The 26,861-nt window shown below is 65.0% G+C and carries 28 protein-coding genes and 2 tRNA genes; 17 read left to right on the top strand and 13 right to left on the bottom strand.

From position 1 onward, the window contains the following. Positions 1–33: 33 nt before the first annotated feature. Positions 34–360 carry a hypothetical protein gene (locus tag AC07VL_RS01515; RefSeq protein ID WP_034746769.1) on the top strand — a complete coding sequence of 109 codons (327 nt, stop codon included), beginning with the start codon at positions 34–36 and terminating at the stop codon, positions 358–360. Between the two features lie 149 nt (positions 361–509). Here AC07VL_RS01515 and AC07VL_RS01510 read toward each other — a convergent pair whose 3' ends face one another. Next, positions 510–1,355, bottom strand: coding sequence for an HDOD domain-containing protein (locus AC07VL_RS01510; protein WP_494804299.1), 846 nt, complete (start codon positions 1,353–1,355; stop codon positions 510–512). Further along, the gene (locus tag AC07VL_RS01505) at positions 1,352–1,690 is read right to left on the bottom strand and encodes a hypothetical protein (protein ID WP_494804298.1); all 339 of its coding nucleotides are present in this window, start codon (positions 1,688–1,690) and stop codon (positions 1,352–1,354) included. Before AC07VL_RS01505 ends, AC07VL_RS01510 begins: the two co-directional genes overlap by 4 nt. A 208-nt stretch (positions 1,691–1,898) precedes the next feature. Between AC07VL_RS01505 and AC07VL_RS01500 the strand changes: the two genes are divergently transcribed. The 4 genes from AC07VL_RS01500 to AC07VL_RS01485 are packed head-to-tail and all read left to right on the top strand — an operon-like array spanning position 1,899 to position 4,652. Next, positions 1,899–3,476 carry a sensor histidine kinase gene (locus AC07VL_RS01500; RefSeq protein WP_494804449.1) on the top strand — a complete coding sequence of 526 codons (1,578 nt, stop codon included), beginning with the start codon at positions 1,899–1,901 and terminating at the stop codon, positions 3,474–3,476. Between the two features lie 14 nt (positions 3,477–3,490). Beyond that, positions 3,491–4,075 carry a DUF1697 domain-containing protein gene (locus AC07VL_RS01495; protein ID WP_494804297.1) on the top strand — a complete coding sequence of 195 codons (585 nt, stop codon included), beginning with the start codon at positions 3,491–3,493 and terminating at the stop codon, positions 4,073–4,075. Beyond that, positions 4,072–4,476, top strand: a complete 405-nt coding sequence (locus tag AC07VL_RS01490) for a DUF3224 domain-containing protein (protein WP_494804296.1) — start codon at positions 4,072–4,074, stop codon at positions 4,474–4,476. The genes AC07VL_RS01495 and AC07VL_RS01490 overlap by 4 nt, the downstream gene beginning before the upstream one ends. After that, a complete protein-coding gene (locus tag AC07VL_RS01485) occupies positions 4,473–4,652 on the top strand; it encodes a hypothetical protein (RefSeq protein ID WP_290600911.1) in 180 nt (59 codons plus the stop codon). Before AC07VL_RS01490 ends, AC07VL_RS01485 begins: the two co-directional genes overlap by 4 nt. Positions 4,653–4,728: 76 nt before the next feature. Here the strand turns inward: AC07VL_RS01485 and AC07VL_RS01480 are convergent, their stop codons facing one another. Beyond that, a complete protein-coding gene (locus AC07VL_RS01480) occupies positions 4,729–5,136 on the bottom strand; it encodes a hypothetical protein (RefSeq protein WP_494804295.1) in 408 nt (135 codons plus the stop codon). Between the two features lie 332 nt (positions 5,137–5,468). Between AC07VL_RS01480 and AC07VL_RS01475 the strand changes: the two genes are divergently transcribed. The 4 genes from AC07VL_RS01475 to AC07VL_RS01460 are packed head-to-tail and all read left to right on the top strand — an operon-like array spanning position 5,469 to position 7,576. Beyond that, positions 5,469–5,813, top strand: a complete 345-nt coding sequence (locus AC07VL_RS01475; protein ID WP_494804294.1) for an ArsR/SmtB family transcription factor — start codon at positions 5,469–5,471, stop codon at positions 5,811–5,813. A gap of 8 nt (positions 5,814–5,821) precedes the next feature. Then, positions 5,822–6,247 carry a YeeE/YedE family protein gene (locus AC07VL_RS01470; RefSeq protein ID WP_494804293.1) on the top strand — a complete coding sequence of 142 codons (426 nt, stop codon included), beginning with the start codon at positions 5,822–5,824 and terminating at the stop codon, positions 6,245–6,247. Next, positions 6,244–6,675: a DUF6691 family protein gene (locus AC07VL_RS01465; protein ID WP_494804292.1), complete on the top strand. Its 432-nt coding sequence runs from the start codon at positions 6,244–6,246 to the stop codon at positions 6,673–6,675. Before AC07VL_RS01470 ends, AC07VL_RS01465 begins: the two co-directional genes overlap by 4 nt. Positions 6,676–6,718: 43 nt before the next feature. After that, positions 6,719–7,576, top strand: a complete 858-nt coding sequence (locus AC07VL_RS01460; protein WP_494804291.1) for a ChaN family lipoprotein — start codon at positions 6,719–6,721, stop codon at positions 7,574–7,576. Between the two features lie 17 nt (positions 7,577–7,593). Here the strand turns inward: AC07VL_RS01460 and AC07VL_RS01455 are convergent, their stop codons facing one another. Continuing rightward, the gene (locus AC07VL_RS01455; protein WP_494804290.1) at positions 7,594–8,421 is read right to left on the bottom strand and encodes an IclR family transcriptional regulator domain-containing protein; all 828 of its coding nucleotides are present in this window, start codon (positions 8,419–8,421) and stop codon (positions 7,594–7,596) included. Positions 8,422–8,585: 164 nt separating this feature from the next. On the opposite strand from AC07VL_RS01455, the gene AC07VL_RS01450 reads away from it, so the two are divergent. The 7 genes from AC07VL_RS01450 (at position 8,586) to AC07VL_RS01420 (ending at position 15,655) form a co-directional block, all read left to right on the top strand. Beyond that, complete coding sequence (locus AC07VL_RS01450) at positions 8,586–9,284, top strand: 3-oxoacid CoA-transferase subunit A (RefSeq protein WP_290600899.1); 699 nt, start codon at positions 8,586–8,588, stop codon at positions 9,282–9,284. A gap of 10 nt (positions 9,285–9,294) precedes the next feature. Continuing rightward, entirely contained in the window at positions 9,295–9,936 is a 642-nt protein-coding gene (locus tag AC07VL_RS01445; RefSeq protein WP_494804289.1) for a 3-oxoacid CoA-transferase subunit B, read from the top strand. Between the two features lie 34 nt (positions 9,937–9,970). Continuing rightward, entirely contained in the window at positions 9,971–11,173 is a 1,203-nt protein-coding gene (gene pcaF / locus AC07VL_RS01440) for a 3-oxoadipyl-CoA thiolase (RefSeq protein ID WP_494804288.1), read from the top strand. Between the two features lie 152 nt (positions 11,174–11,325). Then, the gene (locus AC07VL_RS01435) at positions 11,326–12,621 is read left to right on the top strand and encodes an MFS family transporter (protein ID WP_290600894.1); all 1,296 of its coding nucleotides are present in this window, start codon (positions 11,326–11,328) and stop codon (positions 12,619–12,621) included. Positions 12,622–12,698: 77 nt separating this feature from the next. Next, a complete protein-coding gene (locus tag AC07VL_RS01430; RefSeq protein ID WP_494804287.1) occupies positions 12,699–13,394 on the top strand; it encodes a fumarylacetoacetate hydrolase family protein in 696 nt (231 codons plus the stop codon). Positions 13,395–13,482: 88 nt separating this feature from the next. After that, positions 13,483–13,812: a thioredoxin family protein gene (locus AC07VL_RS01425; protein WP_494804448.1), complete on the top strand. Its 330-nt coding sequence runs from the start codon at positions 13,483–13,485 to the stop codon at positions 13,810–13,812. A 556-nt stretch (positions 13,813–14,368) separates the two neighbouring features. Continuing rightward, a complete protein-coding gene (locus tag AC07VL_RS01420; protein WP_494804286.1) occupies positions 14,369–15,655 on the top strand; it encodes an MFS transporter in 1,287 nt (428 codons plus the stop codon). A 59-nt stretch (positions 15,656–15,714) separates the two neighbouring features. Here the strand turns inward: AC07VL_RS01420 and AC07VL_RS01415 are convergent, their stop codons facing one another. The 9 genes from AC07VL_RS01415 to AC07VL_RS01375 all read right to left on the bottom strand — a co-directional run bounded on the left by AC07VL_RS01415 (position 15,715) and on the right by AC07VL_RS01375 (position 25,905). Beyond that, complete coding sequence (locus AC07VL_RS01415) at positions 15,715–17,295, bottom strand: histidine-type phosphatase (RefSeq protein ID WP_494804285.1); 1,581 nt, start codon at positions 17,293–17,295, stop codon at positions 15,715–15,717. Between the two features lie 106 nt (positions 17,296–17,401). After that, entirely contained in the window at positions 17,402–19,873 is a 2,472-nt protein-coding gene (locus AC07VL_RS01410) for a TonB-dependent siderophore receptor (RefSeq protein ID WP_494804284.1), read from the bottom strand. Positions 19,874–19,946: 73 nt separating this feature from the next. After that, the gene (locus tag AC07VL_RS01405; protein WP_494804283.1) at positions 19,947–20,945 is read right to left on the bottom strand and encodes a FecR family protein; all 999 of its coding nucleotides are present in this window, start codon (positions 20,943–20,945) and stop codon (positions 19,947–19,949) included. After that, positions 20,942–21,469, bottom strand: a complete 528-nt coding sequence (locus AC07VL_RS01400; RefSeq protein ID WP_494804282.1) for a sigma-70 family RNA polymerase sigma factor — start codon at positions 21,467–21,469, stop codon at positions 20,942–20,944. Before AC07VL_RS01400 ends, AC07VL_RS01405 begins: the two co-directional genes overlap by 4 nt. Positions 21,470–21,650: 181 nt before the next feature. After that, positions 21,651–21,727 (bottom strand) — tRNA-Met (locus tag AC07VL_RS01395). 51 nt (positions 21,728–21,778) lie between these two features. Beyond that, a tRNA-Met gene (locus tag AC07VL_RS01390) sits at positions 21,779–21,855 on the bottom strand. Positions 21,856–21,946: 91 nt separating this feature from the next. After that, on the bottom strand, positions 21,947–22,894 hold the full coding sequence (gene miaA, locus AC07VL_RS01385; protein WP_494804281.1) for a tRNA (adenosine(37)-N6)-dimethylallyltransferase MiaA: 948 nt from the start codon (positions 22,892–22,894) through the stop codon (positions 21,947–21,949). Positions 22,895–23,020: 126 nt separating this feature from the next. Next, positions 23,021–24,928 (bottom strand): DNA mismatch repair endonuclease MutL, encoded by a 1,908-nt coding sequence (mutL, locus tag AC07VL_RS01380; RefSeq protein ID WP_494804280.1) that lies wholly within the window; start codon positions 24,926–24,928, stop codon positions 23,021–23,023. A gap of 38 nt (positions 24,929–24,966) precedes the next feature. Next, positions 24,967–25,905: a peptidylprolyl isomerase gene (locus AC07VL_RS01375; RefSeq protein ID WP_494804279.1), complete on the bottom strand. Its 939-nt coding sequence runs from the start codon at positions 25,903–25,905 to the stop codon at positions 24,967–24,969. 247 nt (positions 25,906–26,152) lie between these two features. Here AC07VL_RS01375 and AC07VL_RS01370 point away from each other — a divergent pair, with 247 nt between their 5' ends. Next, complete coding sequence (locus AC07VL_RS01370) at positions 26,153–26,803, top strand: VTT domain-containing protein (RefSeq protein ID WP_494804278.1); 651 nt, start codon at positions 26,153–26,155, stop codon at positions 26,801–26,803. Positions 26,804–26,861: the final 58 nt, after the last annotated feature.

The following is a 26,861-nucleotide window of genomic DNA, read 5'->3' as shown; positions in this document are numbered from 1 at the left end:
ATTCTTTCAACATTCACTAGACGAGGAAAAATCATGGCACATCATGCATTAGCATCGCAAGAGAGTTACAACCCTAACCACCTGCTGGATATTCTGCTGAGCAAGATGCAGCTGAAGAACGATGCAGCCCTGTCGCGCCTGCTCGAAGTGGCGCCGCCCGTCATCAGCAAGATCCGCCACCACCGCTTGCCGGTCGGCGCCTCCCTGCTGATCCGCATGCACGAAGTGACGGGCATGAGCATCCGCGACCTGCGCGACTTGATGGGCGACCGCCGCACCAAGTATCGTTTGTCCGACGCCCAGGGCCGTCCAAAAGCGGAAGACCGCGGCGATGCGCAAGAATCGAATTACGCGCACTGATGTGGTGGTCCCGCGCTGACTGTGCCGCTTGCGTAGCTGCTGGCGGCAACAGGCTGGCGTCGATCGGGCAGGAAGGAAATATGGCAGTACCCATAACGGCTTTCGCTTCGCAGCGAGAGCCGTTTGCGTTGGTGGCCCCGGCTGCCGGGTCAGCTTAGCAGGGCCGTGGTGATTTCCTCGTAGCGCAATTCTGTTTCCCGGAACAGCTGCAGGTAGGTTTCCTCGCCCAGGCCCATCGCGTCCCACGCCACGGGCGAGACGCGCGGCACCATGTCGTCGCCCGCCTGCGCCAGGTCGAGCGCGCAGACGATGGCATTGGCCACATGGATCAATGAAGCGAGGAAACCGGCTCCCGGCGCTTCCGGCTGCAGATAGTTGCCCAGCGCCAGGCGCATGGTGTCGGAAAAATTCCAGTGCTCGGCCAGCGCCACGCCTGCCTGCACGTGGTCCACGCCCAGCACGGCCTGCTCGGCCTCGAGCAGGGTGCAATCCTGCGCCGCCTGGTGCGCGATGACTTGCGCGTAGTGCGCGGGGAAACTGCTGACCAGCACCAGGCGGCCGATGTTGTGCAGCAAGCCAGCCGTGAAGGCGTAATCCTGGTTGAAGCGGATCTGCCGCGCCAGCACCTTGGCGCAGCCCGCCGTCGCCACGGAATGGCGCCAGAAGGCCTTGTCGTCGAAGCCGGGGCAGCGTCCTTCCGGAAAGGCGCCCGTGATGGCGGCCGACGTGATCAGGCTGCGCGTGGTCTGGAAGCCCAGGTAGGTGATCGCCTGCTGGATGGTGGTGGCCTTCACCTGCAGGCCGTATTGCGAGGAGTTCGCCAGGCGCAAGGTTTTCGCCGTCAGGGCCTGGTCATAGGAAACCTTTTTCGCCAGCACGGAAATATCCACGTCTTCCTGGTCGATGCTGTCGAGCAGTTCCATCACGACGGCCGGCAGCGAGGGCAAGTCGTCGAGGTGGGTGACGATGTCGTCGAGGGTCAGCAGGGCGCTCATGCCGCCTCTCCCGTGCCCAGGCGGTAGGCCGTGACATAGCTGCGCAGCAAGGTCGTGGCCGCCTCTTCGGGGTCGTCCGGATCATGCTTGCGGAACAGGTAGGCGAGCCGTTCGCGGTAGGCGGCTTGCTGCGCGGCCACCTCTTCCGGCGACGGCGGCGGCGCCTCGATCGGCAGCATGTCGATGCCGTGACGGGGCATCAGGGACAGCATGTTTTCCGTCAGCACCGCGCCTTGCGGCAGCAGCACTTGACCATGCGCATCGAGCAGGACATCCGACAAGACCATGCCGGGACGAACCTGTTCCAGGGGGAGATGTTGATGCCTGACCGCCATGACGACTCCTTTGATGATTGCGGGATATTACCATTGCCATGACGCAATGTCTCAACCTGTATCAATGTCCCTGCCGGCAGCAGGGCTGCTGTAAATCTTGCCAATAAGCATGTCATACCGTACATTTGATTCCGGCGGTGGTCTTGCTGACGTCTGTGCGCCCGCGCCGCGGGCCGGCGGCAGGCCTGGCATGGGGGAGCGTTGATTGATGGTGAGTATCCAAGTCCGGCTGACCTTGCTTTTCGTCGTCATCGTCACCCTGGTGCTGGGCATTTCCGGCAGCTATACCCAATATACATTGAGCCAGGAACTGGAATCGGGCAGCGCGCGCCTGCGCAGCGGCGTGCTGACGCGCTTGCAGACCAGCTTGCCTTCGGCCCTGTGGGACCTGGACAAATCCAAGGTCGACAGCATTGTCGCGGCGGAAATGCTGCCGCCGGAACTGGTCGGCATCCGCGTCTATGATGCGTCCGTGGGCCTGTTCGCGGGCGAGGTGCGCGACGCGTCCGGCACCCTGGTGCCCTTGGCGTCGGACGTGGCCATCGGCGGCACGCCCGTCGAGGCGCCGCTCGTTTTCCGCGATGCCGTGGCGGCCGCGACCGGCAGCAAGCCTGTGATCGTGGGCAAGGTCATCGTCAATTTCAGCCGCGAGCAGATCGATGCGGCCCTGCGCAGCGAAGTGCGGCGCAAGGTGGTGGAAGTGTTGCTTTTGGATATCATTCTCGTGGGTGCGCTGGCGCTGAGCCTGCGCATCGTGTTTGATCCCCTGAAACAGTTGCGCGATGGCTTGTTCGACCTGGCCACGCGCGGCAGCGACCAGGTGGAGGAATTGCCGGAAAACCGGCGCGATGAACTGGGCGACGTGATCCGCGGCTTCAACGCCGTGCAGCGCAAGCTCAAGTCCATCATCGAAGGCATCCGCGAGGCGGAAGACGTGGCGCGCCGCTCGCAGCAGGAAACGGCGCAGGCGATGGATGACTTGCGCCGCGCGCAAGAGTCCTTGCTGCAGTCGGAACGGCTCGCCTCGCTGGGCAGCCTGGTGGCGGGCGTGGCGCATGAAATCAACACCCCGGTTGGCATCGCGCTGACCAGCGCCTCCGTGCTGAAGGAAGCCACGGACAGCATCAGCGCCGCGGTGGCGGGCGGCGGCGTGAAGAAGACCGATATCGTGCGCTACCTGGAAACGGCCGGCGAGAGCGCGCGCCTGATCATGAACAATGCCTACCGCGCCGCGCACCTGATCCACAGCTTCAAGCAGATTGCCGTCGACCAGGTCAGCGAGGCGCGCCGGCTGTTCGAATTGCGCGACTATATCGGCGAAGTGATCTCGAGCCTGCAGCCGACCTTGAAGAAGACGCGCATCGCCATCGATATCGATTGTCCGCCCGACATCATGCTCGACAGCTATCCCGGCGCGCTGGCCCAGGTGCTGACCAACCTGGTGCTCAATTGCGTCGAGCACGCCTTCGATGCGGACACGGCCGGCAACATCCATATCGGCGTGCGCCGCGAGGGCGACTGGATCGCCATGCAGGTGCGCGACAATGGCCGCGGCATCGCGCCGGACATGCTCGACCGCGTCTTCGACCCCTTCGTCACCACGCGCCGGGGCCAGGGCGGCACGGGACTGGGCCTCAATATCGTGTTCAACTTGATTGCCAAGCAGTTTGGCGGCACCATCACGGTCAGCAGCACGCTGGGGCAGGGCGCCGTGTTCCTGCTGCGCCTGCCCAAGGTGACGCCGTTGCCGGAGGGCGCCGCCAGCGTGCCGGCCGGCCAGGCATAGGCAAGGAGGAAAACATGGCAACTTTACAAAACAGCCAGCAAGTGGCATTCTTGCGCGGCATCAATGTGGGCCGCGCCAAGCGGGTGGCCATGGCCGACCTGCGCAAGCTGCTGGGCGACCTGGGCTTTGCGAATGTCCGCACCGTACTCAACAGTGGCAACGTGGTGTATGACGCGGACAGGGTGGCCCCGGCCGAGGCGGCCGCCCGCATCGAGGAAGCGCTGGTGCTCAAGCTGGGCGTGGCGGCCAGGGTGACGGTGCTGTCGGCCAGGCAGTTTTCCGAACTGATAGCGCAAAATACCCTCGTCCCCGTGGCCGACGCGGCCCGTCTGCTGGCGCTGGTGCTGAACAACCCTGCCGACGTCCAGCGCCTGGCACCCTTGCTGCAGCAGCCGTGGCAGCCGGAAGCGCTGGCCCTGGGCCAGTGGGCCGCGTATGCCTGGTGTCCCGATGGGGTGCTGGCGAGCAAGGTGCTGGCGGCGCTGGGTGCCATGCTGGGCGATGGCGTGACGTCGCGCAACTGGGCCACCATGCATAAATTAAAACTGTTGCTCGATGGGGCGGACGTTGCCGCCCCCGCATCCATCCAGGAGACATGATGCCGCACATTACGGGAGAATTCGACGTCACGCTGGCCGCGGAAGCCTTGTCGGCCACGGCGGCGCAGTCGGGACTGGGGCGTTTGTCGCTCGACAAGCGCTATCACGGCCCGCTCGAGGCCAGCGGGCAGGGCGAGATGCTCAGCGTGCGCGCCGGCGTGGCCGGCTCGGCCGGCTATGTGGCGCTGGAACGGGTCGAAGGCAGCCTGGACGGCCTGCAGGGCAGCTTTTACCTGCAGCACAGCGGCAGCATGGCGCGCGGCGCGCCCACGCTGTCGGTCACGGTGGTGCCCGACACGGGCACGGGCCAGTTGCAAGGGCTGTCTGGCAGACTGGCCATCCGCATCGAAGCGGGCAAGCATTACTATGATTTCACGTACGATATTGCAGAGACGCAATGAACTGGGATATTGTCAAAGGCGTCCTGATCGTGCTCGTCGCCATCAGCGCGGTACTGACCGCGTTCTTCCTCATCTCGGCCTCCGGGCCCGACAAGGCGGGCTGCATCGCGCGGGCGCTGAAATCGGGTATGCCAGTGGGCAATATTGAACGGGTCTGCCGCCTGCTGGACAAGTAGGCGCGGGGCCTGAAAAAAACATTCCGCGCGAGGCGGAATGTTCCTTCAGCAGCGGCTTGCCGACGCTGGAATCGGTTCAGTTATCGAATTTTTCCTGTTTTTCACCATGGACGCTCAAGGCCAGCAAACCCATGCCCACCAGGAGCATCGACACCATGCTCGCTTCGGGCACGGGTGCCGGTGCGCTGGCTTGTTGCGCGGGCGCTGCCGCGAGGGGCTTGGCCGGAGCCAGCGCGCCATGGCGCGGGCCGCTGCTCCAGTGCGGCGCCGCAGACGTGGTCGCGCTGCTGGCCAGCAGGCGCGCATACGGCAAGTCTGGCGTTTCCCAGCCGGGATTATTATTCAAGCTGATGCTTTCATCGATCGTGATGCGTTCGCCGGCGTCTTGCAGCTTGCCGGCCGTGGCGTCGCTGACTGCCGCTGCGCTCCATGCACTGGCCGACAGCGCCAGTACGGCGACGCAGAGCGGCTGCAGTATTTCCATCTTGATCTCCCTGTGTTCACCGTGCAGCGCAGCCGAAACCGGCTTGCGCGTGGACGGACAATGCGCCTGTACGGGGGCGTATCACGGTTTTTCGGACAACGTCTTATTACAGCACAGTTCATGACAATTTTGATACGTATATTTTCACTTTATTACGAATATTTGTCATTTTGATAGTGTGAACATAATCGCTGCCGCGCACTTTGCATGAGCACGCTATCGGTCAAAAAACACTGTTGTTTTTTTGTTCGAATCGCCAGCAGGAAAACAATATATTGATTAGTATATTGTTTATCGCCGATGTTTAATGCTACCGCCTGTGGGAGGGCACGATGGAAACGCAACAGACCGATTACAACCTCGACGCCATGCGCGGCGCGGCTTATAAAGCCAGTTCGCTGCTCAAGGCCATGGGCAATGCCGACCGTTTGATGCTGCTGTGCCAGCTATCGCAGGGCGAACATTGCGTCAGTGACCTGGAGCAAAAAGTGGGCATCGGCCAGCCGACCCTGTCGCAACAGCTGGGCGTGCTGCGCGAAGAAATGCTGGTGGCCACGCGCCGCGATGGCAAGCAGATTTATTACCGTGTCGCCAGCCCGCCCGTGCTGGCCGTGCTGCAAGTGCTGTACGCGCAATTCTGCACGCCGCGCGCCCCGTTCAACGACGAAGCGGACTGAACACTGCCATGCGCATAGACTGGCAGCACTTTACACCGTGGACGGCGCTGGCGGGCGGCATGCTGATCGGCCTGGCCGCTGCGCTGTTGATCCTGTTCAATGGCCGCATCGCCGGCATCAGCGGCATTCTCGGCGGCCTGCTGCGTCCGCGCCGTGGCGATCTGGGCTGGCGCATCGCCTTTCTTGCCGGCCTCGTCGCCACACCCCTGCTGTACCAGCTGTGGCAATCCCTGCCGGCCGTGCGGATCGACGCGGGCACGCCGGCCCTGATCGTGGCGGGCCTGCTGGTGGGCGTGGGCGTGCGCTATGGCGCCGGCTGCACGAGCGGCCACGGCGTGTGTGGCCTGTCGCGCCTGTCTCCCCGTTCGCTGGCGGCCACGTGCGCCTTCATGGCGGCCGGCTTCCTTACCGTCTACCTGCTGCGCCACCTATGAGCAAACTGATCCTTTCCCTGTTGAGCGGCTTCGTCTTTGGACTGGGCCTGCTCGTCTCCGGCATGGCCAACCCGGCCAAGGTGCTCGGTTTCCTCGACCTGGCCGGCGCCTGGGACCCGTCGCTGGCGCTGGTGATGGGCGGCGCCATCGGCGTGGCCATGCCCGCCTTCTGGCTGGCGCGCCGGCGCACGACCGCGCTGCTGGGCGAACCGATGCAATTGCCCGCGTCGCGCCGGATCGACCGGCGCTTGCTGCTGGGCAGCCTGGCCTTTGGCGCAGGCTGGGGCATCGCCGGTTTCTGTCCCGGCCCCGCCCTCGTGTCCCTGCTGGCCGGCCAGCCGAAGGCGTGGATTTTTGTGCTTGCCATGCTGGCTGGCATGGCCGTCTTTGAAGTGCTGGAGCGCCGCCAGGCGCCGGCGGCGGCCTGAGACGGTACAATCTGGCGCATTGCCACTCTGGATACCCGTTGACATGAAGACCGTGATTTTCCGCGCCGGCGCGCGTGCCGCCCTGCTGTGCAGCGTGCTGGCGCTGGCCGCCTGCGGCAGCTTGCTGAAGAAGGATGCGCCGCCGGCGCCCGTGCCCGTGGCCGACACCTTGCCCAATCCGCAAGTGCTGCTGCTGGGCGAAGTGCATGACAATGCGCAAGGCCACCGCCTGCGCGTGGCGGAGCTGCAGCGCCGCCTGGCCGCCGGCTGGCGTCCCGTGATCGTCATGGACCAGTTCGACCGCGAGAACCAGGCCTTGCTGACGCGCGCCGCGCGCGATTGCGCCGACCCCGACTGCATCATCCGCGTGATGGAACAGCCGCGCTGGGACTGGAGCGTGTACCGCCCCGTGCTGGACCTGGCCATCAGCTACCAGCTGCCCCTGGTGGCCGCCGGCCTGTCGCCGGCCGACGCGTCGCGCATCGTGCGTGACGGCATCCGCTGGTCCATGCCGCCCGCCATGGTCGCCACTTACCTGGCCGCGCCCGTGCCGGCCGACATCGTGGAAGGGCAAAAGAAGGAAGTCCAGGCGGCCCGCTGCAACATGCTGCCCGACATGATGGTTGGCGGTGTCGTCAACGCCCAGGTGGCGCGCGATATCTGGATGGCCAAGCTGATCCGCGACCAGGCGCCGCGCGACGTCGTGCTGATCGCCGGCAATGAGCACGTGCGCAAGGATCTCGGCGTGCCCCGCTGGCTGAAGCTGGCCGATCCGCAACTCACGGTGCGCAGCATCGGCTATCTGGAGCAGGGCGCTGCCGCCTATCCGGGCGAGTTTGATCTGACGCAAACCATGCCGGCCCAGGCGCGCCCGGACCCGTGCGCGAAGTTTAAGAAATAAGCTTCAAGAAATCATTCCTACTGCTGCACCCGCACGAGGGCGCTGACCCGGCTGGCCGTATCGAGCAGTTTCGGCAGGCTGTGTTCCAGCAGGTGGGCCACGGACGGCCCCGCCGTCTGGCCGCTGACATTGATCGCCGCCACCACCTTGCCGGCCCGGTCGAACACGGGCGCGGCCAGGGCGATCAAGCCCTGTTCCAGCTCTTCCTGCACCAGGCACCAGCCCTGGCGCCGCACTTGCGCAATCTCTTCCATCAGGACGTCGATATCGACCTTGGTTGCCGGCGTGATCTTCAGCAGCGCCATCTTCGACAGCCGTTCGCGCAGCGCCTCGGGCGCCAGGCCCGACAGCAATACCCGTCCCATCGAAGTGCAATAGGCGGGCAGGCGGCTGCCGATGCCCAGGTTGATCGACATGGTGCGGTGCGCGGACAGGCGCACGACGTAGACGATGTCGTCGCCGTCGAGCACGGTGGCCGAGCACGACTGGCGCAAGGTCTGCATCAATTCTTCCAGCAGCGGCTGTGCCTGCGTCCACACGGGCAAGGATGACAGATAGGCGTAACCGAGGTCGAGCACCTTGGGCGTCAAACGGAACAGCCGTCCATCCGCTTCCACATAACCGAGATGCAGCAAGGTGTGCAGGATGCGCCGCGCGCCCGCGCGCGTCAGCTGCGCCCGTTCCGCCACTTCGCTCAGGGTCTGCTGCGGCGCCTCCGCGCCAAAGCTGCGCAAGACGGCCAGGCCCCGGGCGAACGATTGCACATAGCTGTCGCCGGGACGCGGCGCGGCGTCGGCATCCAGGGTGTCTTCGGTGGAAAGGTCGGTGCTGCGGCGTGCGCTCATGGGAATTCCAATTGATCAAGGTGGCAATTATAGCCATGGCGCTGGTGAAAACGGCAAATTGACAAGCGCCCCGAACAGGCATATTCTCACGAATAAGTTCTAAATACGAATATTTGTTCGTTAAGCGAACAAATAACCGATGGTGTGATTGGAAGGAGACAGCAATGATCGACAAACTGCGTACCAGCGTCCTAGAGGCGCTGGCCGATATCCACGATGGCGCCACCGTTATGATTGGCGGCTTCGGCGGCGCGGGCCAGCCGGCCGAGCTGATCGACGGCCTGATCGCCCAGGGCGCGCGCGACCTCGTCATCGTCAACAACAATGCGGGCAATGGCGACACGGGCCTGGCCGCCCTGCTGAAAAACGGGCAGGTGCGCAAGATCATCTGCTCCTTCCCCCGCCAGGCCGATTCCCACGTCTTCGACGCCCTGTACCGCGCGGGCAAGCTGGAGCTGGAACTGGTGCCGCAAGGCAACCTGGCCGAGCGCATCCGCGCCGCCGGCGCCGGCATCGGCGGCTTTTTCACGCCCACGGGCTATGGTACGGACTTGGCCAAGGGCAAGGAAACGCGCGAGATCGACGGCCGCATGTATGTGTTCGAGTCGCCCATCCACGCCGATTTCGCGCTGATCAAGGCGGAGCAGGGCGACCGCTGGGGCAACCTGACTTACCGCAAGACGGCGCGCAACTTCGGCCCCATCATGGCCATGGCCGCCAAGGTCAGCATTGCTTCCGTGCATGAAGTTGCCGAGTTGGGCAGCATCGATCCGGAACACGTCATCACGCCGGGCCTGTTCGTGCAGCGCATCGTGCAAGTGCCGCGCACGGCCACCGGCCCCGCCGGCTTCAAAGCCGCTTGAGGAGTAGCAAATGAATAAATGGAATCGAGACCAGATGGCGGCCCGCGTGGCGGCAGACATCCACGAAGGCAGTGTCGTTAATTTGGGCATCGGCTTGCCAACCCTGGTGGCGAACCACTTGCCGGCCGGCGCGGAGATCATTCTGCACAGCGAAAACGGCGTGATCGGCATGGGCCCCGCGCCCGCGCCGGGCGAGGAAGACTACGACTTGATCAACGCGGGCAAGCAGCCCGTCACCCTGCTGGCGGGCGGCAGTTATTTCCACCATGCCGACAGCTTTGCCATGATGCGCGGCGGCCATCTGGACATCTGCGTGCTGGGCGCGTTTCAAGTGTCCGCCACTGGCGACCTGGCCAACTGGCATACGGGCGCGCCCGACGCCATCCCCGCCGTGGGCGGCGCCATGGACCTGGCCATCGGCGCGAAAAAAACCTGGGTCATGATGGAATTGCTGACCAAGGGCGGCGAGAGCAAGCTGGTGCAGGCCTGCACGTATCCACTGACGGGCATCGGGTGCGTCAGCCGCATCTACAGCGACCTGGCCGTCATCGACCTGGGACCCGCTGGCGCCGCCGTCGTCGAGCTGGTCGATGGCCTGAGTTTTGAACAGTTGCAGGCCTTGACGGCCGTGCCGCTGACGGACGCGCGCTAACTCACAATCAATACACTTTCTTGGAGGGAAGAACATGACCCACGCTTACATTTGCGACGCGCAGCGCACCCCGTTTGGCCGTTACGGCGGCAGCCTGTCCGGCGTGCGCGCCGACGACCTGGGCGCCGTGCCCATCCGCGCCTTGATGGCGCGCAACCCGAACGTGGACTGGGCTGCCGTCACGGACGTGCTGTACGGCTGCGCCAACCAGGCGGGCGAGGACAACCGCAACGTGGCGCGCATGGCCGCCCTGCTGGCGGGATTGCCCGACAGCGTGCCGGGCGCCACCCTGAATCGCCTGTGCGGCTCGGGCCTGGATGCTGTCGGCAGCGCCGCGCGCTTCATTCGCAGCGGCGAAGCGGGCCTGATGATCGCCGGCGGCGTGGAAAGCATGAGCCGCGCCCCGTTCGTCATGGGCAAGGCGGACAGCGCCTTTTCGCGCGGCATGAAAATGGAAGACACGACCATCGGCTGGCGCTTCATCAATCCGTTGATGAAGGCGCAGTACGGCGTCGATTCGATGCCGGAAACGGCGGAAAACGTGGCGTCCGACTTTGGCATCAGCCGCGCTGACCAGGATGCGTTTGCCCTGGCCAGCCAGGTAAAAGCCCTGGCGGCGCAGCAGGCGGGTGTGTTCGACAGTGAAATCTGTCCCGTCACCATCGCGCAAAAGAAGGGCGAGTCCTTCGTCGTTGCCCGTGACGAGCACCCGCGTGCCACCACCCTGGAAACATTGACGAAACTTAAACCCGTCGTGCGCGCGGACGGCACGATTACGGCCGGCAACGCGTCCGGCGTCAACGATGGCGCGGCCGCCCTGCTGCTGGCCGACGAGGCCAACGCGGCCCGTTTTGGCCTGACGCCGCGCGCCCGCGTCGTCGCCATGGCCACGGCCGGCGTGGCGCCCCGCATCATGGGCATCGGCCCCGCGCCCGCCACCCTGAAAGTGCTGGCCATGACGGGCTTGACGATGGCCGACTTCGACGTCATCGAGCTGAACGAAGCATTTGCCGCACAGGGACTGGCCGTGCTGCGCCAGCTGGGCCTGCGCGACGACGATGCGCGTGTCAACCCGAACGGCGGCGCCATCGCCCTGGGCCATCCGCTGGGCGCTTCCGGCGCGCGCCTGGCCATGACGGCCGTCAACCAGCTGCATCGCACGGGCGGGCGCTATGCCTTGTGTACCATGTGCATCGGCGTGGGGCAGGGCATTGCACTGGTGCTCGAGCGCGTCTGATCCTGCATGCCCGCAGGCGAAGAAATTTGCCGGCCATACGTATTAACCCGTATGCCGGCCGGCTTTTTGACCTTGATCAAGGGCGTATGATGCAAACCTGGCCCGGGCAACCTGGCTGGCGTTGGCTTTTTCACCCGAACAAGAAGACTGATATGACATCCCACGATACTCCGCATGACGTTGCGCAGCTGACTTCCCAGCAGCGCATCAAGGCCATCATTGGCGCTTCCTCCGGTAACCTGGTCGAATGGTTCGACTTCTACATTTACTCGTTCTGCGCGCTGTATTTCTCGCACGCCTTCTTCCCTTCCGGTAACCCGACTACCCAGCTGCTGCAGACGGCGGGCATCTTTGCCGCCGGCTTCCTCATGCGTCCCGTGGGGGGCTGGCTGTTCGGCCGCATCGCCGACAAATACGGCCGCCGCCAGTCGATGATGATTTCCGTGCTGATGATGTGCGGCGGCTCGCTGATGATCGCCGTCATGCCGACGTATGACACCATCGGCGCCTTCGCCCCGTTCCTGCTGCTCGTGGCGCGCCTGTTCCAGGGCCTGTCCGTGGGCGGCGAATACGGCACCAGCGCCACCTACATGAGCGAAGTGTCGGAATCGGGCAAGCGCGGCTTCTTTGCCTCCTTCCAGTACGTGACCCTGATCGGCGGCCAGCTGCTGGCGCTGCTGGTGCTGGTGGTCCTGCAGCAGTTGCTGACGGTGGAAGAATTGCGTGCCTGGGGCTGGCGTATTCCCTTCGTCTGCGGCGCGCTGGCGGCCCTGGTGTCGCTGAACCTGCGTAAATCGCTGACGGAAACGACCACGGCCAGCGAGCGCAAGGACAAGGATGCGGGCAGCCTGCGTGGCTTGCTCAAGCACAAGCGCGCCTTCATCACCGTGCTGGGCTTTACGGCCGGCGGCTCGCTCGTGTTCTACACCTTTACCACCTACATGCAGAAATACCTGGTCAACACGGCCGGCATGGACACCAAGACGGCCAGCGCCGTCATGACCTGCGCCCTGCTGGTCTACATGGTGCTGCAGCCCGTGTTCGGAGCCCTGTCCGACCGCATCGGCCGCCGCACCTCGATGCTGTTCTTCGGCGGCCTGGCCACCCTGTGCGTGTTGCCCATCATGCATGCGCTGAAGGACGTGAGCAGCCCGTACGCGGCGTTTGGCCTGATCATCATCGCCCTGGCCGTAATCAGCTTCTATACCTCGATCAGCGGCCTGATCAAGGCGGAAATGTTCCCCGTCGAAGTGCGTGCGCTGGGCGTGGGCCTGTCGTACGCGGTGGCCAACGCCGTCTTCGGCGGTTCGGCCGAATACGTGGCGCTGCAGTTCAAGGCCTGGCACGTGGAAGACTATTTCTATTGGTATGTCACCATCATGTGCCTGATTTCCTTCATCGTTGCCATCCGCATGCCGGACCCGGGCCGCTCCGGACTGCTGAAGTAACGTTGTCGTAAAATGGGGGACACTGCGGTGTCCCCTATTTCATCGCCGCCTTTTTATCGTGCCGATCAGGAGTTTTCATGTCGTATGTCATTCCCGCAGCCATCCAGCCCAGCGTTTCCGTCACCGGCAGCGTTGATACTTTCCCCGTCCACCGCATCTATTGCGTAGGCCGCAACTATGTCGACCACGCCAAGGAAATGGGCCACACGGGCCGCGAGGCGCCGTTTTTCTTCATGAAACCGGCTGACGCCGTGCTGCCCGTGCCAGCCGGCACGACGGGCGAGCTGCCCTATCCGGCCCAGACGCAGGATTTCCAGCATGAGATGGAACTGGTGGTGGCCATCGGCAAGGGCGGCAGCGACATCGGCGTCGATGACGCGTTGAGCCACGTGTGGGGCTATGCCGTGGGCCTGGACATGACGCGCCGCGACCTGCAGGGCGAAGCGAAAAAGCTGGGCCGCCCCTGGGAGACGGGCAAGGCATTCGAGTATTCGGCGCCGATCGGCCCCATCACGCCTGCCGCGCAGGCGGGCGACGTCGGCCATGCCGCCATCACCCTGCACGTGAACGGTGATCTGCGTCAACGCAGCACCATCGATATGCTGATCTGGAACGTGGCCGAAACCATCGCCGACTTGTCGAAATATTTCACCTTGCAGCCGGGCGACCTGATCTACACGGGCACGCCGGCCGGCGTGGCGGCCGTGCAGCGCGGCGACGAACTGGTGGGGGCCATCGATGGCCTGGAGACGGTGCGCGTGAAAGTCGTATAAAAGCGCTCTGGCGCACGGCACGTCCAGCCCGCATGGCGCAGAATCGCCTTGCGGGCTTTTTTAATGTTGAATCAAGGAGATGCTCATGATGAACGACACCTATGCCGTGGCGCAAGCCACGCGCGCCGAGATCGATGCCTTGACGGGCCCGGCCCTGCTGGAATTCGGCACGGGCTGGTGCGGCCATTGCCGCGCCACCCAGGCGCCGCTGGCCGCCGCTTTCGCGCAGCACCCCGGGGTGCCGCATATCCGCGTGGAAGACGGTCCCGGCCGCGCGCTGGGACGCTCGTTCCGCGTGAAACTGTGGCCAACCTTGATTTTCCTCAAGGACGGCCAGGAAGTGGCGCGCCTCGTGCGCCCGCTCGACACCCGTGAGATTGCGCAGGCGTTCAATCTGATTAACCCAATGGCAAATTAACCCAACGTCAAATACTGGGGGCGGCCCCTGAGGGTCTCGGCGACCCCGGCAGTTGTCCACAACTTCTTGCCGCACCGCAGCACTGCGCGTATCATGAGCCGCTTACAGCAAGATCAACCGCATCCTTCGTGATGCAGGCGCGATCATCGCCGGCCCGCTCCACCCGGAGGGGCCGCAGGCAAGGATTCACCACAAATGACCGATGCCGCGATGCCGACGCGCGGGTCTGGTACGGAATGCCTGGCGATACGCCGGGCCTGATACACGTCGCCCATCCCCTGACGCCTTTCCTGCCGTGCCCCGGGTAACCGGATGGCGCACGACCGTTGTTTCTCTAAATCAGCACTGATCACGGCGCGTTAGCGCGCGTTGCCGGCAGTTCGCTACGGCAACAAAAACCGTTGTTTTTTGTTTGCAAAATTAATAGCAAATGCGCGGCAAATGCCCGCGCGCAAGGCTATGATATGCGAACGACACGGAGACAACGTGCTGTGCTGCTGCCTGAAAAAACATCCAGAGAATGGCCTTTAGACACCCTCCCCAAGGAGCGCAGTAAATGAGCACCCCCCCCAAGAAAAATTCCCCCGGCACGGTGCTGTTCGCCAGCCTGATCGGCACCACCATCGAGTTCTTTGACTTTTATATCTACGCCACCGCCGCCGTGCTGGTGTTCCCGAAACTGTTCTTCCCCGCCGGCGACCCGTCGGCCGCCGTGCTGCAATCGCTGGCCACGTTCGCCATCGCCTTCTTTGCCCGTCCCATCGGCTCGGCCGTGTTCGGCCACTTCGGCGACCGCATCGGCCGCAAGGCGACCCTGGTGGCGGCCCTGCTGACCATGGGCATTTCCACGGTCATCATCGGCTTGCTGCCGACCTATGCCGCCATCGGTACCCTGGCGCCGCTGCTGCTGGCGCTGTGCCGTTTCGGCCAGGGCCTGGGCCTGGGCGGCGAGTGGGGCGGCGCGGTGCTGCTGGCCACCGAGAACGCGCCACCGGGCAAGCGCGCCTGGTACGGCATGTTCCCGCAGCTGGGCGCGCCGATCGGCTTCTTCCTGTCGGGCGGCATCTTCCTGCTGCTCAGCGAAACCCTGACCGATGCGCAGTTCTTCAGCTATGGCTGGCGCATCCCCTTCCTCGCCAGCGCGCTGCTGGTCATCGTCGGCCTGTACGTGCGCCTGAAGATCACGGAAACGCCGGACTTCCAGAAAGTCATCGACAAGAACGAAGTCGTGAAACTGCCGGTGGCCACGGTGTTCCGCCAGCATGGCCGCATGCTGTTCCTGGGCACCATCATCGCCCTGGCTACCTTCGTGCTGTTCTACCTGATGACGGTGTTCGCGCTGAGCTGGGGCACGACCAAGCTGGGCTTCACGCGCAAGGAATTCCTCATCGTCCAGCTGTTCGCCGTGCTGTTCTTCGCCCTGACGATCCCGTTTTCGGCCGTGCTGGCCGATCGCCGCGGCCGCCGTTCGACCATGATCTGGGTGTCCGTCGCCATCGCCATCTTCGGCCTCGTGCTGGCGCCCATGTTCGGCTCCGGCGTGACGTGGGAAGTGACGATCTTCATGGCCGTCGGCCTGGGCCTGATGGGCATGACCTACGGACCGCTGGGCACCATGCTGTCCGAGCTGTTCCCGCCCGAGGTGCGCTACACGGGCGCCTCGCTGACGTTCAACCTGGCCGGCATCCTGGGCGCCTCGCTGGCGCCGTACGTCGCCACCTGGCTGGCGACGAATTATGGCTTGCAGTACGTGGGCTATTACCTGTCGCTGGCGGCCGTGCTGACCCTGGCCGCCTTGCTGATGGTGGGCAAGCCGCGCACGGGCAAGGAAGCCTGGCAGTAATACCTCTGCGAGCCTGTGGCTCCCGAAAGCCGCCAGCCCCTGCTGGCGGTTTTTTTTGACTACGGTAGCGCCACGTGGCCGTAGCAGGCTTTCAGTGCCGCGTAGTCGTAGAACACGCTGCCGGGCGCGATGCGGGCGCCATCGCAGGCCGCCTGGAACGGCGTTTCCTTTTCGTTGTACAGCAGGCGCACGATGAGCCGGCCTTCGCCGTTGCGGTACACATCCCACTGCATGTTGGCCGCCAGCGGCGAGACGTTCTGGCCGCGCCAGGGATTGTCGGCGTAGCTGTAGGGCGTCGCCGCGGGCAAGGGGACCAGCGCCTGCGGCAAGCCCATGGCCGAGGCGAGGGGGATGAGCATTTCGGCGTGCGTGAAGCGCAGCTTGGCCGCGTGGCGCAAATCTCCCCTGGCCAGCGCGTCGACTTCATTGAAAAAGTCCGCGCGCAAGGCCAGCGCGAAGCGCCAGGTGACGCCCTTGCTGTCCGTGGTGGCCGGACCCTTCTGGTAGAAATCCTCGTGGTCGGCGACGGATGCGTAGTAGCGCGCGTCCTCGGCGGGCATGTAGCGGCCGAAATCGGCCGGCACTTCATGGCGCAGGCCGGCGGCGATGGCATACAGCTCATACAGTTTGGTGGCCGCCGCATGCAGGTTGCGGATGGCGGTCTTGCCGCTGCCCGTCATGGTGCGTGTCAGCTTGCCGTCCGCGCTGGTGAAGGTGTAGCTACCCGTGTCCGCATAGCTGCTGGCTCCGCGCCCGAACTGGTCGAGGAAGGCGGGTGTGAACAGCCGTTCGAGCACGTGGCGCGCATGCGCGGCCGCTTCCGGCTGCCGGGCCGGGGCATCCAGCAGGGCGTGCAGCTGCTTGGTTTTTTCGTAACGCTGGTAAGCCTGGCTGGCGCCGTAGGTGGCGAAGTACGGGTTGGCCGGATCACTGACCAGGTCCGTCTGCGGCGCCAGCTTGTGCGCGTACAGCAGGAAGCGGTTGACGCCATCGGGCTGCAATATTGGCTGTACCCCGGGCTTGCGTCCTTGCGGATAAGGCGCCGGCGCCGGTGGCAGATAGAGCAAGGGTGCCAGCGCGGGCGCGTGCTCCAGCAGCGATTGCGTGAAGAAGCGCGCGCTGTCCCGCGCGCGGTCCACGCCCGAGTTGATGGTGACGAGCTGGCGCGGCGCCGTCGCCGCCTCCCGGCCCACCTGCGCGAACAGGGCGGGTAGGCGCGCCAGCAGGCGCACGGCCAGTTGCCGGTGTTCCTCGATGCCCGTCTGCGACAGATTGCCGTAGCCGGGCGTCTCAATGCCCGCCACGCCATAGCCAAGCAGGGCATTCGCCTTCATCAGCGCCAGGATGTCGGGCCCCAGTTCGCGGCCCAGGGGCGTAAGCGCCTCCTGCGCGGCGGCCTGCTGCCACATCGCATACAGGGCCGCGTCGTTCTTCATGCCGGTGAGGCCGCGCGAGCCGTGGCGCGCCACCAGCTGGGTGTAGATGGGCTGGAAACCGTCCGGCGGCGCGGCATACGTGGCCGGGTCCTGCTGCGGCGCATATGGCGTCTTGGTCTGGTAGTAGCCGTCGGCGGCCAGGGCGGGGCCGGTGCAGCAGGCCAGGGCCAGCAGCAAGGCGGGCAGGGGGAGCGATGGGGGCATGGTTTTTCTCGGTGGATTTCTCGGATGCAAGCCTAGCACCGAATACAAAAAAGGCGGGCGCGGCTGAATGCCGTGCCCGCCCATGCCGTCAGCGCAGCGCGTCAGCCTACCACTTCGGCGTGTACTTCACGGTGAACTGCACGTTGCGCGGGTCGCCATAGTAGTTGTTCGACCCGGTGGTGTTGTAGGACGGGATGATGTAGCGCTTGTCGAGCAGGTTGTTGACGTTGACCGACACGGCCACTTGCGGCGTGGCTTGCCAGCCCAGGCGCGCATTCCAGATCGAGAAGCCGGCCACCTTGAAGGTGCGCTCCGTGTCGAGCGTATGGCTTTGCAGGCTGGCGCCGGCGCCCACGCTGAACTTGTCCCACGCGCCGGGCAGGGTATAGCTGGACCAAAGACGCAGCATGTGCTTCGGCGTCCACGTGGAGAAGACCTCGCCCTTGTTGTCCGGGTCGTCGAGGTAGCTCGTCGTCGTGTAGGCATAGCCGGCCGACAGCTGCAGGCCGCGCGCCACTTCGCCCGATACTTCCGCTTCCAGGCCCTGGCTGCGCACCTTGCCCGAGGCGCGCGAGCAGTACCAGCCGTCGCAGGCGAAACCGGCAGCGTAATCGGTGACGGCGCGGTCCTTGTGGTCATAGCGGAACACGGCCAGCGAGGTGTTGACCGTGCCATCCAGCAGTTCGCCCTTGATGCCGCCCTCGTAGCTGCTGCCCGTGATCGGCTTGAGGGTGCGGCCGGTCACATCGTGGTTCGTCTGCGGCTGGAACACGTCAGCATAGCTGGCGTAGGCCGACCATTGCGGCGTCAATGCATGGATCAGGCCCACCGATGGCGTGAACTTGGCCGTGGTGCGGGTGGCGTCGCGGTAGCCGTCCGGCGTGGCATACAGGAAGTCGTACCAGCTGAAGCGCCCGCCCAGCAGGGCTTTCAGATTGCTTGTCAGCTGGCCGTTCCAGGTGGCGTACAGGCCTTTCTGGCGCATGTCGTAGGTGCTGTAGCTGGTCACGCCCGCCGGGCGCGCGGCGATGGTATCGAAGTCCTGCCACGGACGATTGTGCTTGATATGGAAGATATCGGCACCCGTTTCCCATGCGCGGGCATAGCGGTCGTTAGAGGTGAAGCTGACATAGCTGGCGCCGGCGACGACCTCCTGCGCGATGCCCAGGGCGTCGAATTTTCCGCGCACGAAGGCGTCGATGCCGCGCTTGCGGTTGTCGAAATCGGTGGAGAAGTCGCCATAGCGCGCGCCGCTGCCATCGGGATTGATGGCGAAGGCCGTGCGCTGGTGCGTGGAGCTGGTGCTTTCATTCGTGCCCAGGGCCGAGACCTTCAGGCTCCATTGCGTATTGAAGTGGTGTTCCAGGTCCAGGTAGGCGGTGCTCTGTTCCACCTGGCTGCGGTTCCAGTCGGCGCCCGTAAAGGTGGAGCGCGGCAGTGGCAGTTCGCTGCCGTCCGCGTAGCGGGGCAGGCCGATGAAGGTGGGGCGGCCATGGGCCTTGACGTGGCTGGCCGCCAGGCCGATGGTGGTGGCGGGCGCCAGGTCGTAGTCGAGCGCCGCGTACAGGGTGCGGTTCTTGCTCCACACCTGGTCGATGAAGGAATGGCTGTCGTCTTCATCGACGATGGCGCGCCCGCGCAGGGTGCCTTCCGCGTTCAGGGGGCTGCTGATGTCGACCTGGGCGCCGTAGTGGTCCCAGGAACCGGCGCGGCCAGTCAACGTGATGGCGCGCGTGGCCAGCGGGCGCTTGCGCACCAGGTTGACGGAGCCACCTGGGCTGCCCGTGCCGACCAGCATGCCGGAGGCGCCGCGCAGCACTTCCAGGCGGTCGTAGATGACCATGTTTTCCTGGCCCCAGTTACCCAACGCGTAGGTGTTGCGGTCGATGGGCACGCCATCGTACTGCCACTGGTCGATCTGGAAGCCGCGCGCCGTGATGACCACGCCCGGCCCCACGCCATGCACGCCGACCACGCCGGTGACGTTATTGACGGCTTCGCGCAAGTCCGTGATGCCCTGGTCGTCCAGGCGCTGGCGCGTCAGCACGCTCACCGACTGCGGGATGTCCTTCATCGCCTGCTCGCCCTTGCCGATGGTGAGCTTGCGGGCCGTGTAGGTGCCGCTGCCTTCCGTGGTGGCGCCTTGCTCGGCCTGGCCGACGACGGTAATCGAGGGCATGGTGCGCTCGGCCGCCGATGCCGATGTGGCGGCGGCCGTGGGCGCGGCTGCCGGCGCGGCCACCAGCACATAGCCGGTGGCCGTCTTGCCGATGACGTAGCCGCTGCCGCGCAGCAGCGCGGCGAAGCCGTCGTCGATGGCGTAGTTGCCCTGCAGGCCGGCAGTCGTCAAGCCCTGGACCTTGGCCGCATCGATGACGATGGACACGCCTGCCTGCTGGGCATAGCGGTTCAGGGCGCCGGCCAGCGGGCCGGCGGGAATGCTGTAGCTGGCGGCGGCGGGTGCCGTCTGGGCGAACGCCTGGGCGTGCATGCCGGCGCTGGCCAGCAGCAGGGCGGCCAGGGCCAGCGGGCTCAAACGCGTGCGCAGGGGAGTCGGGGACGAAGCGGGAACGTACATGGTGACAGCCTTTTTTGAATGATCTCAGCTGCCTTGACGCACGAGATGCGCCAACACGAACCTGCGTGGCAAATTATTTTTTTGCGGTGCCAGTGCTTGGCGCGTCGACCATCACCAGGTAGCGCGTCAACATGCGGATGCGCAGCTGGGGGAAATTGTCGATCAGTAGCTGCAGGGCCTTGTCCGTGTCGTCCAGCGGCAGCACGGCGGCCACGCGGATGCCGGCGATCTGCGCGCGGTCGTAATGCAGTTGGCCGGGGCGGTGGCGCGCCAGTTCGTCGAGCACCTCGGCCAGCGGCTGGTCATCAACCACCAACTGGTGCGCGCGCCACGCTTCCTGCACGCTGGCCGCATCGATGGCGGTCAGTGGCCCCACGCCATCGCGCGTGATGCGCGCGCGATGGCCCGCCTGCACGATGCTGGCGGGATGCTGCGGCACCTGCGCCGATACTTTTGACTCCAGCATGCTCAATATCGTTAGGTCGTCGTCCCTGCGCACCGTGAAGCGCGTGCCCAGCGCGCGGATCGTCGCCTGGCCGCTGTCGATGTAGAAGGGGCGCTGCGCATCCCTGGCCACGTCGACGAGGATATCGCCACGCACCAGTTCCACATGCCGCTCGCCCGCGCTGAAATGCACGTTGACGGCGCTGCCGCTGCCCAGGGTCAGGCGGCTGCCGTCGGCCAGGGTATGCGTGCGCCATTGCCCCGTGGGACTGAGCAGGTCGGCCAGCAGGTAGGCTGGGCGTTCGCTGGCCAGCATGGCGCTGCCGATGACCAGCACGGCCACGGCGCTGGCGGCGGCCAGCTGGCGCAGGCGCTGGCGTCTGGGGGCGATGGCGGCCAGCGCGGCGCGCGCGGGACGGTGGTCGCCGCCGGCCGGCGCGCGCACGGCGCTCAACTGCTCCAGCAGGATTTCCATGTCGGCCGCCGTCGTCGCATACAGCGGGTCGGCCGCCTTCCACGCGGCGTAGCCGGCCCGCGCCCGCTCGCGCTCGGCCGGGTCGTCCGCGCTCAGCTGCACGATCCAGTGCGCGGCCTGTTCGGCGGCGATATCCGTGCGCGTGCGCATCATGCTGCCATGCCGGGACAGGCGTGGCGGCACGCCAGCAAGGCTTGCACCAGGTATTTCTGCACCATGCGCGTGGAGACGTTCAGTTGCGCGGCGACGGCGGCCTGGGGCAGCTCTTCCAGGTAATGCAGCAAAAAGGCGTCGCGCGCCCTGGCGGACAGGCAGGCCAGCGCGCCGGCAATCTGTTCGAGCGCCTGCACGGCCATCAGGACTTCATCCGGCGATGGCGCGCCGGGCAGGCTGTCGGCCAGCAGGGCCAGTTCCGCCAGGTAGGCGCGTTCCAGCATTTGCCGGCGCGCGCGATCGAGCAGCAGGCGCTTGGCCGTCGTCGACAGATAGGCGCGCGGTTCGCGCATGCCGAACAGGGCGTCGCGCGAGGCGATGATGCGCACAAACGTGTCTTGCGCCACATCGGCCGCGCCATGGGGACAGCTGAGTTTTTTACGCAGCCAGCCCACCAGCCAGCCGTGGTGATCGCTGTAGAGCGACTGCACTTGCTGCTGCAGGCTGGGCTGGATGGTGGACATGGCGACGAACAATATAAATGAGAATTATTCTCATTGTAAGCGCCAGCCGCCATTTGCCACAATCCCCGCATGCAGGGGATTGTGCAGGTGTTGCATCCAGGCCGCAATATGGCGCGACCGGAAATGAAAAAACCCGCCGCTGCACGGGGCAGGGCGGGTTCATCAATGCTGCAAATTCTTTTGGTGGTGATAGGTGGACTTGAACCACCGACCCCAGCATTATGAATGCTGTGCTCTAACCAACTGAGCTATATCACCAGACAGACCGGATGCTCGCTTTGACCAGGAAAAACCCCGATCGATGTTCTTTGGTGGTGATAGGTGGACTTGAACCACCGACCCCAGCATTATGAATGCTGTGCTCTAACCAACTGAGCTATATCACCCAACAGCCGAGCATTATCCAGTCTTCCCATTTCCTTGTCAATGCCGGCGCAAAAAAATGTGCGGATTTTTTGCGTGCCGCAGCGTTCATGATTATTTCAGCAACGGCTGGATCTGCGCCAGCATGGCGCTGGCCGGATCGGCACCCAGGCAATCGATGACGATGCGTTCCGGCATGGAGCGCAACCAGGTCAGCTGTCGTTTGGCCAGCTGGCGCGTGGCGATGATGCCCGTCTCGCGCAAGGTGGCGCGGTCGATGCGCCCATCGAGGTATTCCCAGGCCTGGCGGTAGCCCACGCAGCGCATGGAGGGCAAGCCCGGATGCAGGTCGCCGCGCCGGCGCAGCTGCTCCACTTCGTCGAGCAGGGCGTCGTTTTTCAGCATGAGGTCGAAGCGCGTGGCGATGCGCGCGTGCAGCACGGCGCGGTCGGACGGCTCCAGCGCGAACGATTGCAATTGAAATGGCAGCACGGTCTTTTCGCGCCGGTCCAGCAGGGCCGACATGGGCTGGCCGGACAGGGCGATGATTTCCAGCGCGCGGCCGATGCGCTGCGCATCCTGTGGCGCCAGGCGCGCCGCCGTGATGGGGTCTTGCTCGGCCAGGCGCGCATGCATGGCGGGCCAGCCGATGGTGGCCGCGTCTTCTTCCAGCCGGGCGCGCAGCACGGGATCGGCGCCGGGCAAGTCGTCGAGGCCATCGGCCAGCCCCTTGAAGTACAGCATGGTACCGCCGACGAGCAGCGGCAGCTTGCCGCGTGCCGAGATCTCCGCCACCAGGCGCAGGGTATCGTTGCGGAACTGCGCCACGGAATAGGCATCGAGCGGATCGATGATGTCGATCAGATGATGCGGCACGGCCGCCAGTTCCTCTTTCGACGGCTTGGCCGTGCCGATATCCATGCCACGGTAGACGAGGGCGGAATCGACGGAAATGATCTCGGACGGGATGGCTTGCGCGATGGCCAGCGCGCTGGCCGTCTTGCCGCTGGCCGTGGGGCCCATGATGGCGACGGCCAGGGGGAGGTGTGGGGTGTTTTGCATGTTGGTTTTGTATGATGTGGTGCAAAAGAGACAGGCAAAACGTTCAGGGCAAGGCGCATTGCCGAAGACAGTACGGCTAGTACGGCGAGGCAGTGCAACGCCGCCATGGACGTTTTTCAGGCTCTTTTACTGGCCGCGCAGGAACAGTTTGTCTAGCGCATTGATCTCGACCTGCACCCACGTGGGCCGGCCGTGGTTGCACTGGTCGGCGCGCTCCGTGCTTTCCATCTGGCGCAGCAGGGCGTTCATTTCCTGCACCGACAAGATCCGGTTGGCGCGCACGGCCGTGTGGCAGGCGAGGGTGCCCAGCAATTCGTTCTGGCGCTCGATGAGCACGCGCGAGCCGCCGTATTCGCGCACGTCGCGCAGCACGTCGCGCGCCAGGGTCTGCGCATCGGCGTTCTTCAGCAGGGTCGGCACGCTGCGCACGGCCAGGGTGGTGGGCGACAGGGTGGCGATGTCGAAGCCCAGCGCCTTTAATGTGTCCTGGTTTTCATTCGCCGTCGACACTTCGATGGCGTCCGCATAGAAGGTCACGGGAATCAGCAGGGATTGCACCTGCATGTCCTGGCCCGAGACCTGTGCCTGCAGCGCGTTTTTCAGCTGTTCGTACAGGATGCGCTCGTGCGCGGCGTGCATGTCGACCAGCACCAGGCCCTTGGTGTTTTGCGCCAGGATGTAGATGCCGTGCAGCTGGGCCAGGGCAAAGCCCAGCGGATATTCTTCGCGCGCCATGGCTTCGGGCGAGGCGATGTAGGGCTCCACCTGCGTGATCGGCGAGGAAGCGGTAGCGCCGCCGAACAGGGCGCCATACGCGGCCGTATCCTGCGCCACTCCCGGCGCGTCGGCAAAGAAGGGGCGCTGTGCGCCCGGCGTGGCCGGGGCGAAGGTGTTCGTGAATTGCGCGCCGAACGAGGTCTGCGTCTGCTCGCGGCGCCAGATGCCGGGGCCGCCGCTCGCCGCGCCGGTATCGCCGCCGCCCAGGGTGGAAGCGGCCGGCAGGGGCGCCGGCCCGCTGCCGAAGGCCGTGGCCGACGTCTGCGCCAGCGCGCGCTGCACTGCATGGAAGACAAACTGGTGCACGGAACGGCTGTCGCGGAAGCGCACCTCGATCTTCGACGGGTGCACGTTGACGTCCACCAGCGCCGGGTCGAGGTCGAGCGCCAGCACGTAGGAAGGAAAACGGTCGCCATGCAGCACATCCTGGTAGGCCATGCGTACGGCGTGCACCAGCAATTTATCGCGCACGAAGCGGCCGTTGACGTAAAAGAACTGGCCATCGGCGCGCGCCTTGGAGGCCGTCGGCAGGCCAGCAAAGCCGTGCAGGCGCAGGGTGCCGGCCGATTCGTCCAGCGCCAGGCGCGCTTCGGCGAAGTCGTTGCCCAGGATGTGGGCGCTGCGCCTGGCCAGTTCGCTGATATTCCACTGGTCGATGGTGCGGCCGTTGTGGGACAGCGAAAACGACACGTCCGGCCGCGCCAGGGCGATGCGGCGCACGACTTCGGCGCAGTGGCCATATTCCGTCTGCTCGGATTTTAAGAACTTGCGCCGCGCGGGCGTATTGAAATACAGGTCCTGCACGTCCACCGTGGTGCCGTGCGCACCCGACGAGGGCGAGACGCTGCCGTTGTGCGAGCCGACGATTTCCCATGCATGGGCCGCATCCATCGTGCGCGAGGTCAGCGTGACGGCGGCCACGGAAGCGATGGATGCCAGCGCTTCGCCGCGGAAGCCCAGGGTGCCCACGTTTTCCAGGTCGTGCAGCGAGGCAATCTTCGACGTGGCGTGGCGCGCCAGGGCCAGCGGCAGCTGGTCTTTATCAATGCCGCGCCCGTTGTCGGTGATGGCGATGCGTTTCACGCCCCCTTCTTCCAGGCGCACGGTGATCTGCGTGGCGCCCGAGTCCAGCGCATTTTCCAGCAACTCCTTGACGACGGCCGATGGCCGCTCGACCACCTCGCCGGCGGCGATTTGCGAAATCAACTGGTCAGGCAGGGCCTGGATTGGGCGGTGGGGCGTGATGGGAGCGTTCATGCCCTGATTATAACGGGTTGCGAATTGTCGGGCACCGGCTACTTCGCCACCTCCCGCACCGGGATCGGCGTATTGCACACGTCGATGTGGCCAGCCGTGACCTTGCTCCACGGGCCGCCCCGGTGGCGCTGGGCTTCCAGCACGGCCTGGTAGGCGGCGCTGTCGGTGCGCATCACTTCCAGGTTGGCACGCTGTGCCAAAGGCACGCTGGCGGCCAGGCGGATGGCCTTGATCGGCACGTTCTTTTCCGGGCTGTCATAGAAGCCCATGGGCGCCGTGCCGCGCGGCAGGGTCGACAGCAATGGCATGCCGGCAACGACCCTGCCGACGACGGTGATGTCGCGGTCCAGGTGGCGCGGCGACTGGCCGATGACGACATACAGTTCCGTGCCGCCGCCGCTGTCGCTGGCATTGTCACGCCCCACGCCCAGCGTGGCGTAGCAATGCGTCAGCCAGGCGGTGCCGCTTTTCGGGTCGCGCGCGGAGGGAAAACCGTTCGAATGGCCCACTTGCGGCGCATAGCCATCGCCGTCCGGCAGGCGGGTGAAGTTCCTGATGCCTGTCAGCGGTACGGTGAATTCGCCGGGCAGGGTGCGCTGCGCATGCTGGATGGGTTTTGGATTTTTCTCGGCCGGATTGCCCCACTGCACCACCCAGTTGTCCTGCGCGCGCGTGATGGCCAGGCCGTCGTAATACTGCTCCGCCACCAGGGCCTTGATGTTGGCCACATGTTTTGGTGCGAAGTCGGGTGCCAGTTCCAGCACCACCCGGCCGGCGGGAATCTCCAGGTACAGGGTATTGTCCGGGTCCAGCGGGCGCCAGTCCGACGGCTTCGATGCCTTGACCGCGTCGGCGATGGTGGCCCGGGCGGGCAGTTCGGCGGGCGCCTTGATCTGGACGGGCGCCGCGATGGCAGGCAGCTGGGCAAGGCCCAGAGTGGTGGCCAGGGTCAGGCCGCTCAGTGGGTGCAGATACATGGTTTCTCCAGGGCGGCGCGGGTTGCGCCGGTCAGAAAGTGTATACCGGAAAGGCAATGTTTCGCTGGAAAAACATTGCCTATATTAATTTTACTCAAGGGACGGGACGCGGCTTTTCCTTAACCTTTCCTTAAAATGCCACACCGCCACGGGCGCTGCCGAATTAATCTCGAAATATCGCGCCGGGGACTGCCGTTGCGCTGGTCCGGTGGTGTATGATTCCGCCGCTACCTTTAGGGAAAAATATATGGATTTTGTGCAATTCCTCGACATGATCGTGCATGTCGACAAGACGCTGGGTCTCTTGATCGAGCAGTACGGCACCCTCGTGTATGCGGTGCTGTTTGCCATTATTTTTTGCGAAACAGGCCTCGTGGTCCTGTTTTTCTTTCCTGGAGATACTTTATTGTTTATCGCCGGCGCGTTTTGCGCGACGGGACAAATGCACCTGGGCTTGCTGATTGCCCTGCTGGTGACGGCCGCCGTCACGGGCAATACGCTCAATTACTGGATAGGCGAGGCCATCGGGCAAAGGGTGTTTACCCACGATTACCGCTGGATCAACAAGGATGCCATGCGCCGCACGCACGAATTCTTTGAAAAGCACGGCGGCAAGACCATCATCCTGGCCCGTTTCGTGCCGGTGGTGCGCACCTTTGCCCCCTTCGTTGCCGGCATTTCCGACATGACGCATACGCGCTTCCAGATGTACAACGTGACGGGCGCCCTGTTGTGGGTGGTGGGCCTGGTGACGGCGGGCTACTTCTTCGGCAATATTCCGTGGATCCGCGACCACCTGACCTTGATCGTGCTGATCGGTGTCGGCGCCGCCGTCGTGCCAGTGGTGCTGGGCGGCATGTGGAAACTCTACAAGCGCATGGCCGGCAAGTCGGCTTGAGGCCGCATTGATCCCGGGCTGACACGCTGCGGCACTGTCCGCAGCTGGCCCGGGATCC

The sequence above is a fragment of the Janthinobacterium sp. GW821-FHT03C08 genome (genome assembly GCF_059420905.1).
Note: the sequence above shows the minus strand (reverse complement) of the source record. Positions and strands in the feature narration are given on the sequence as shown.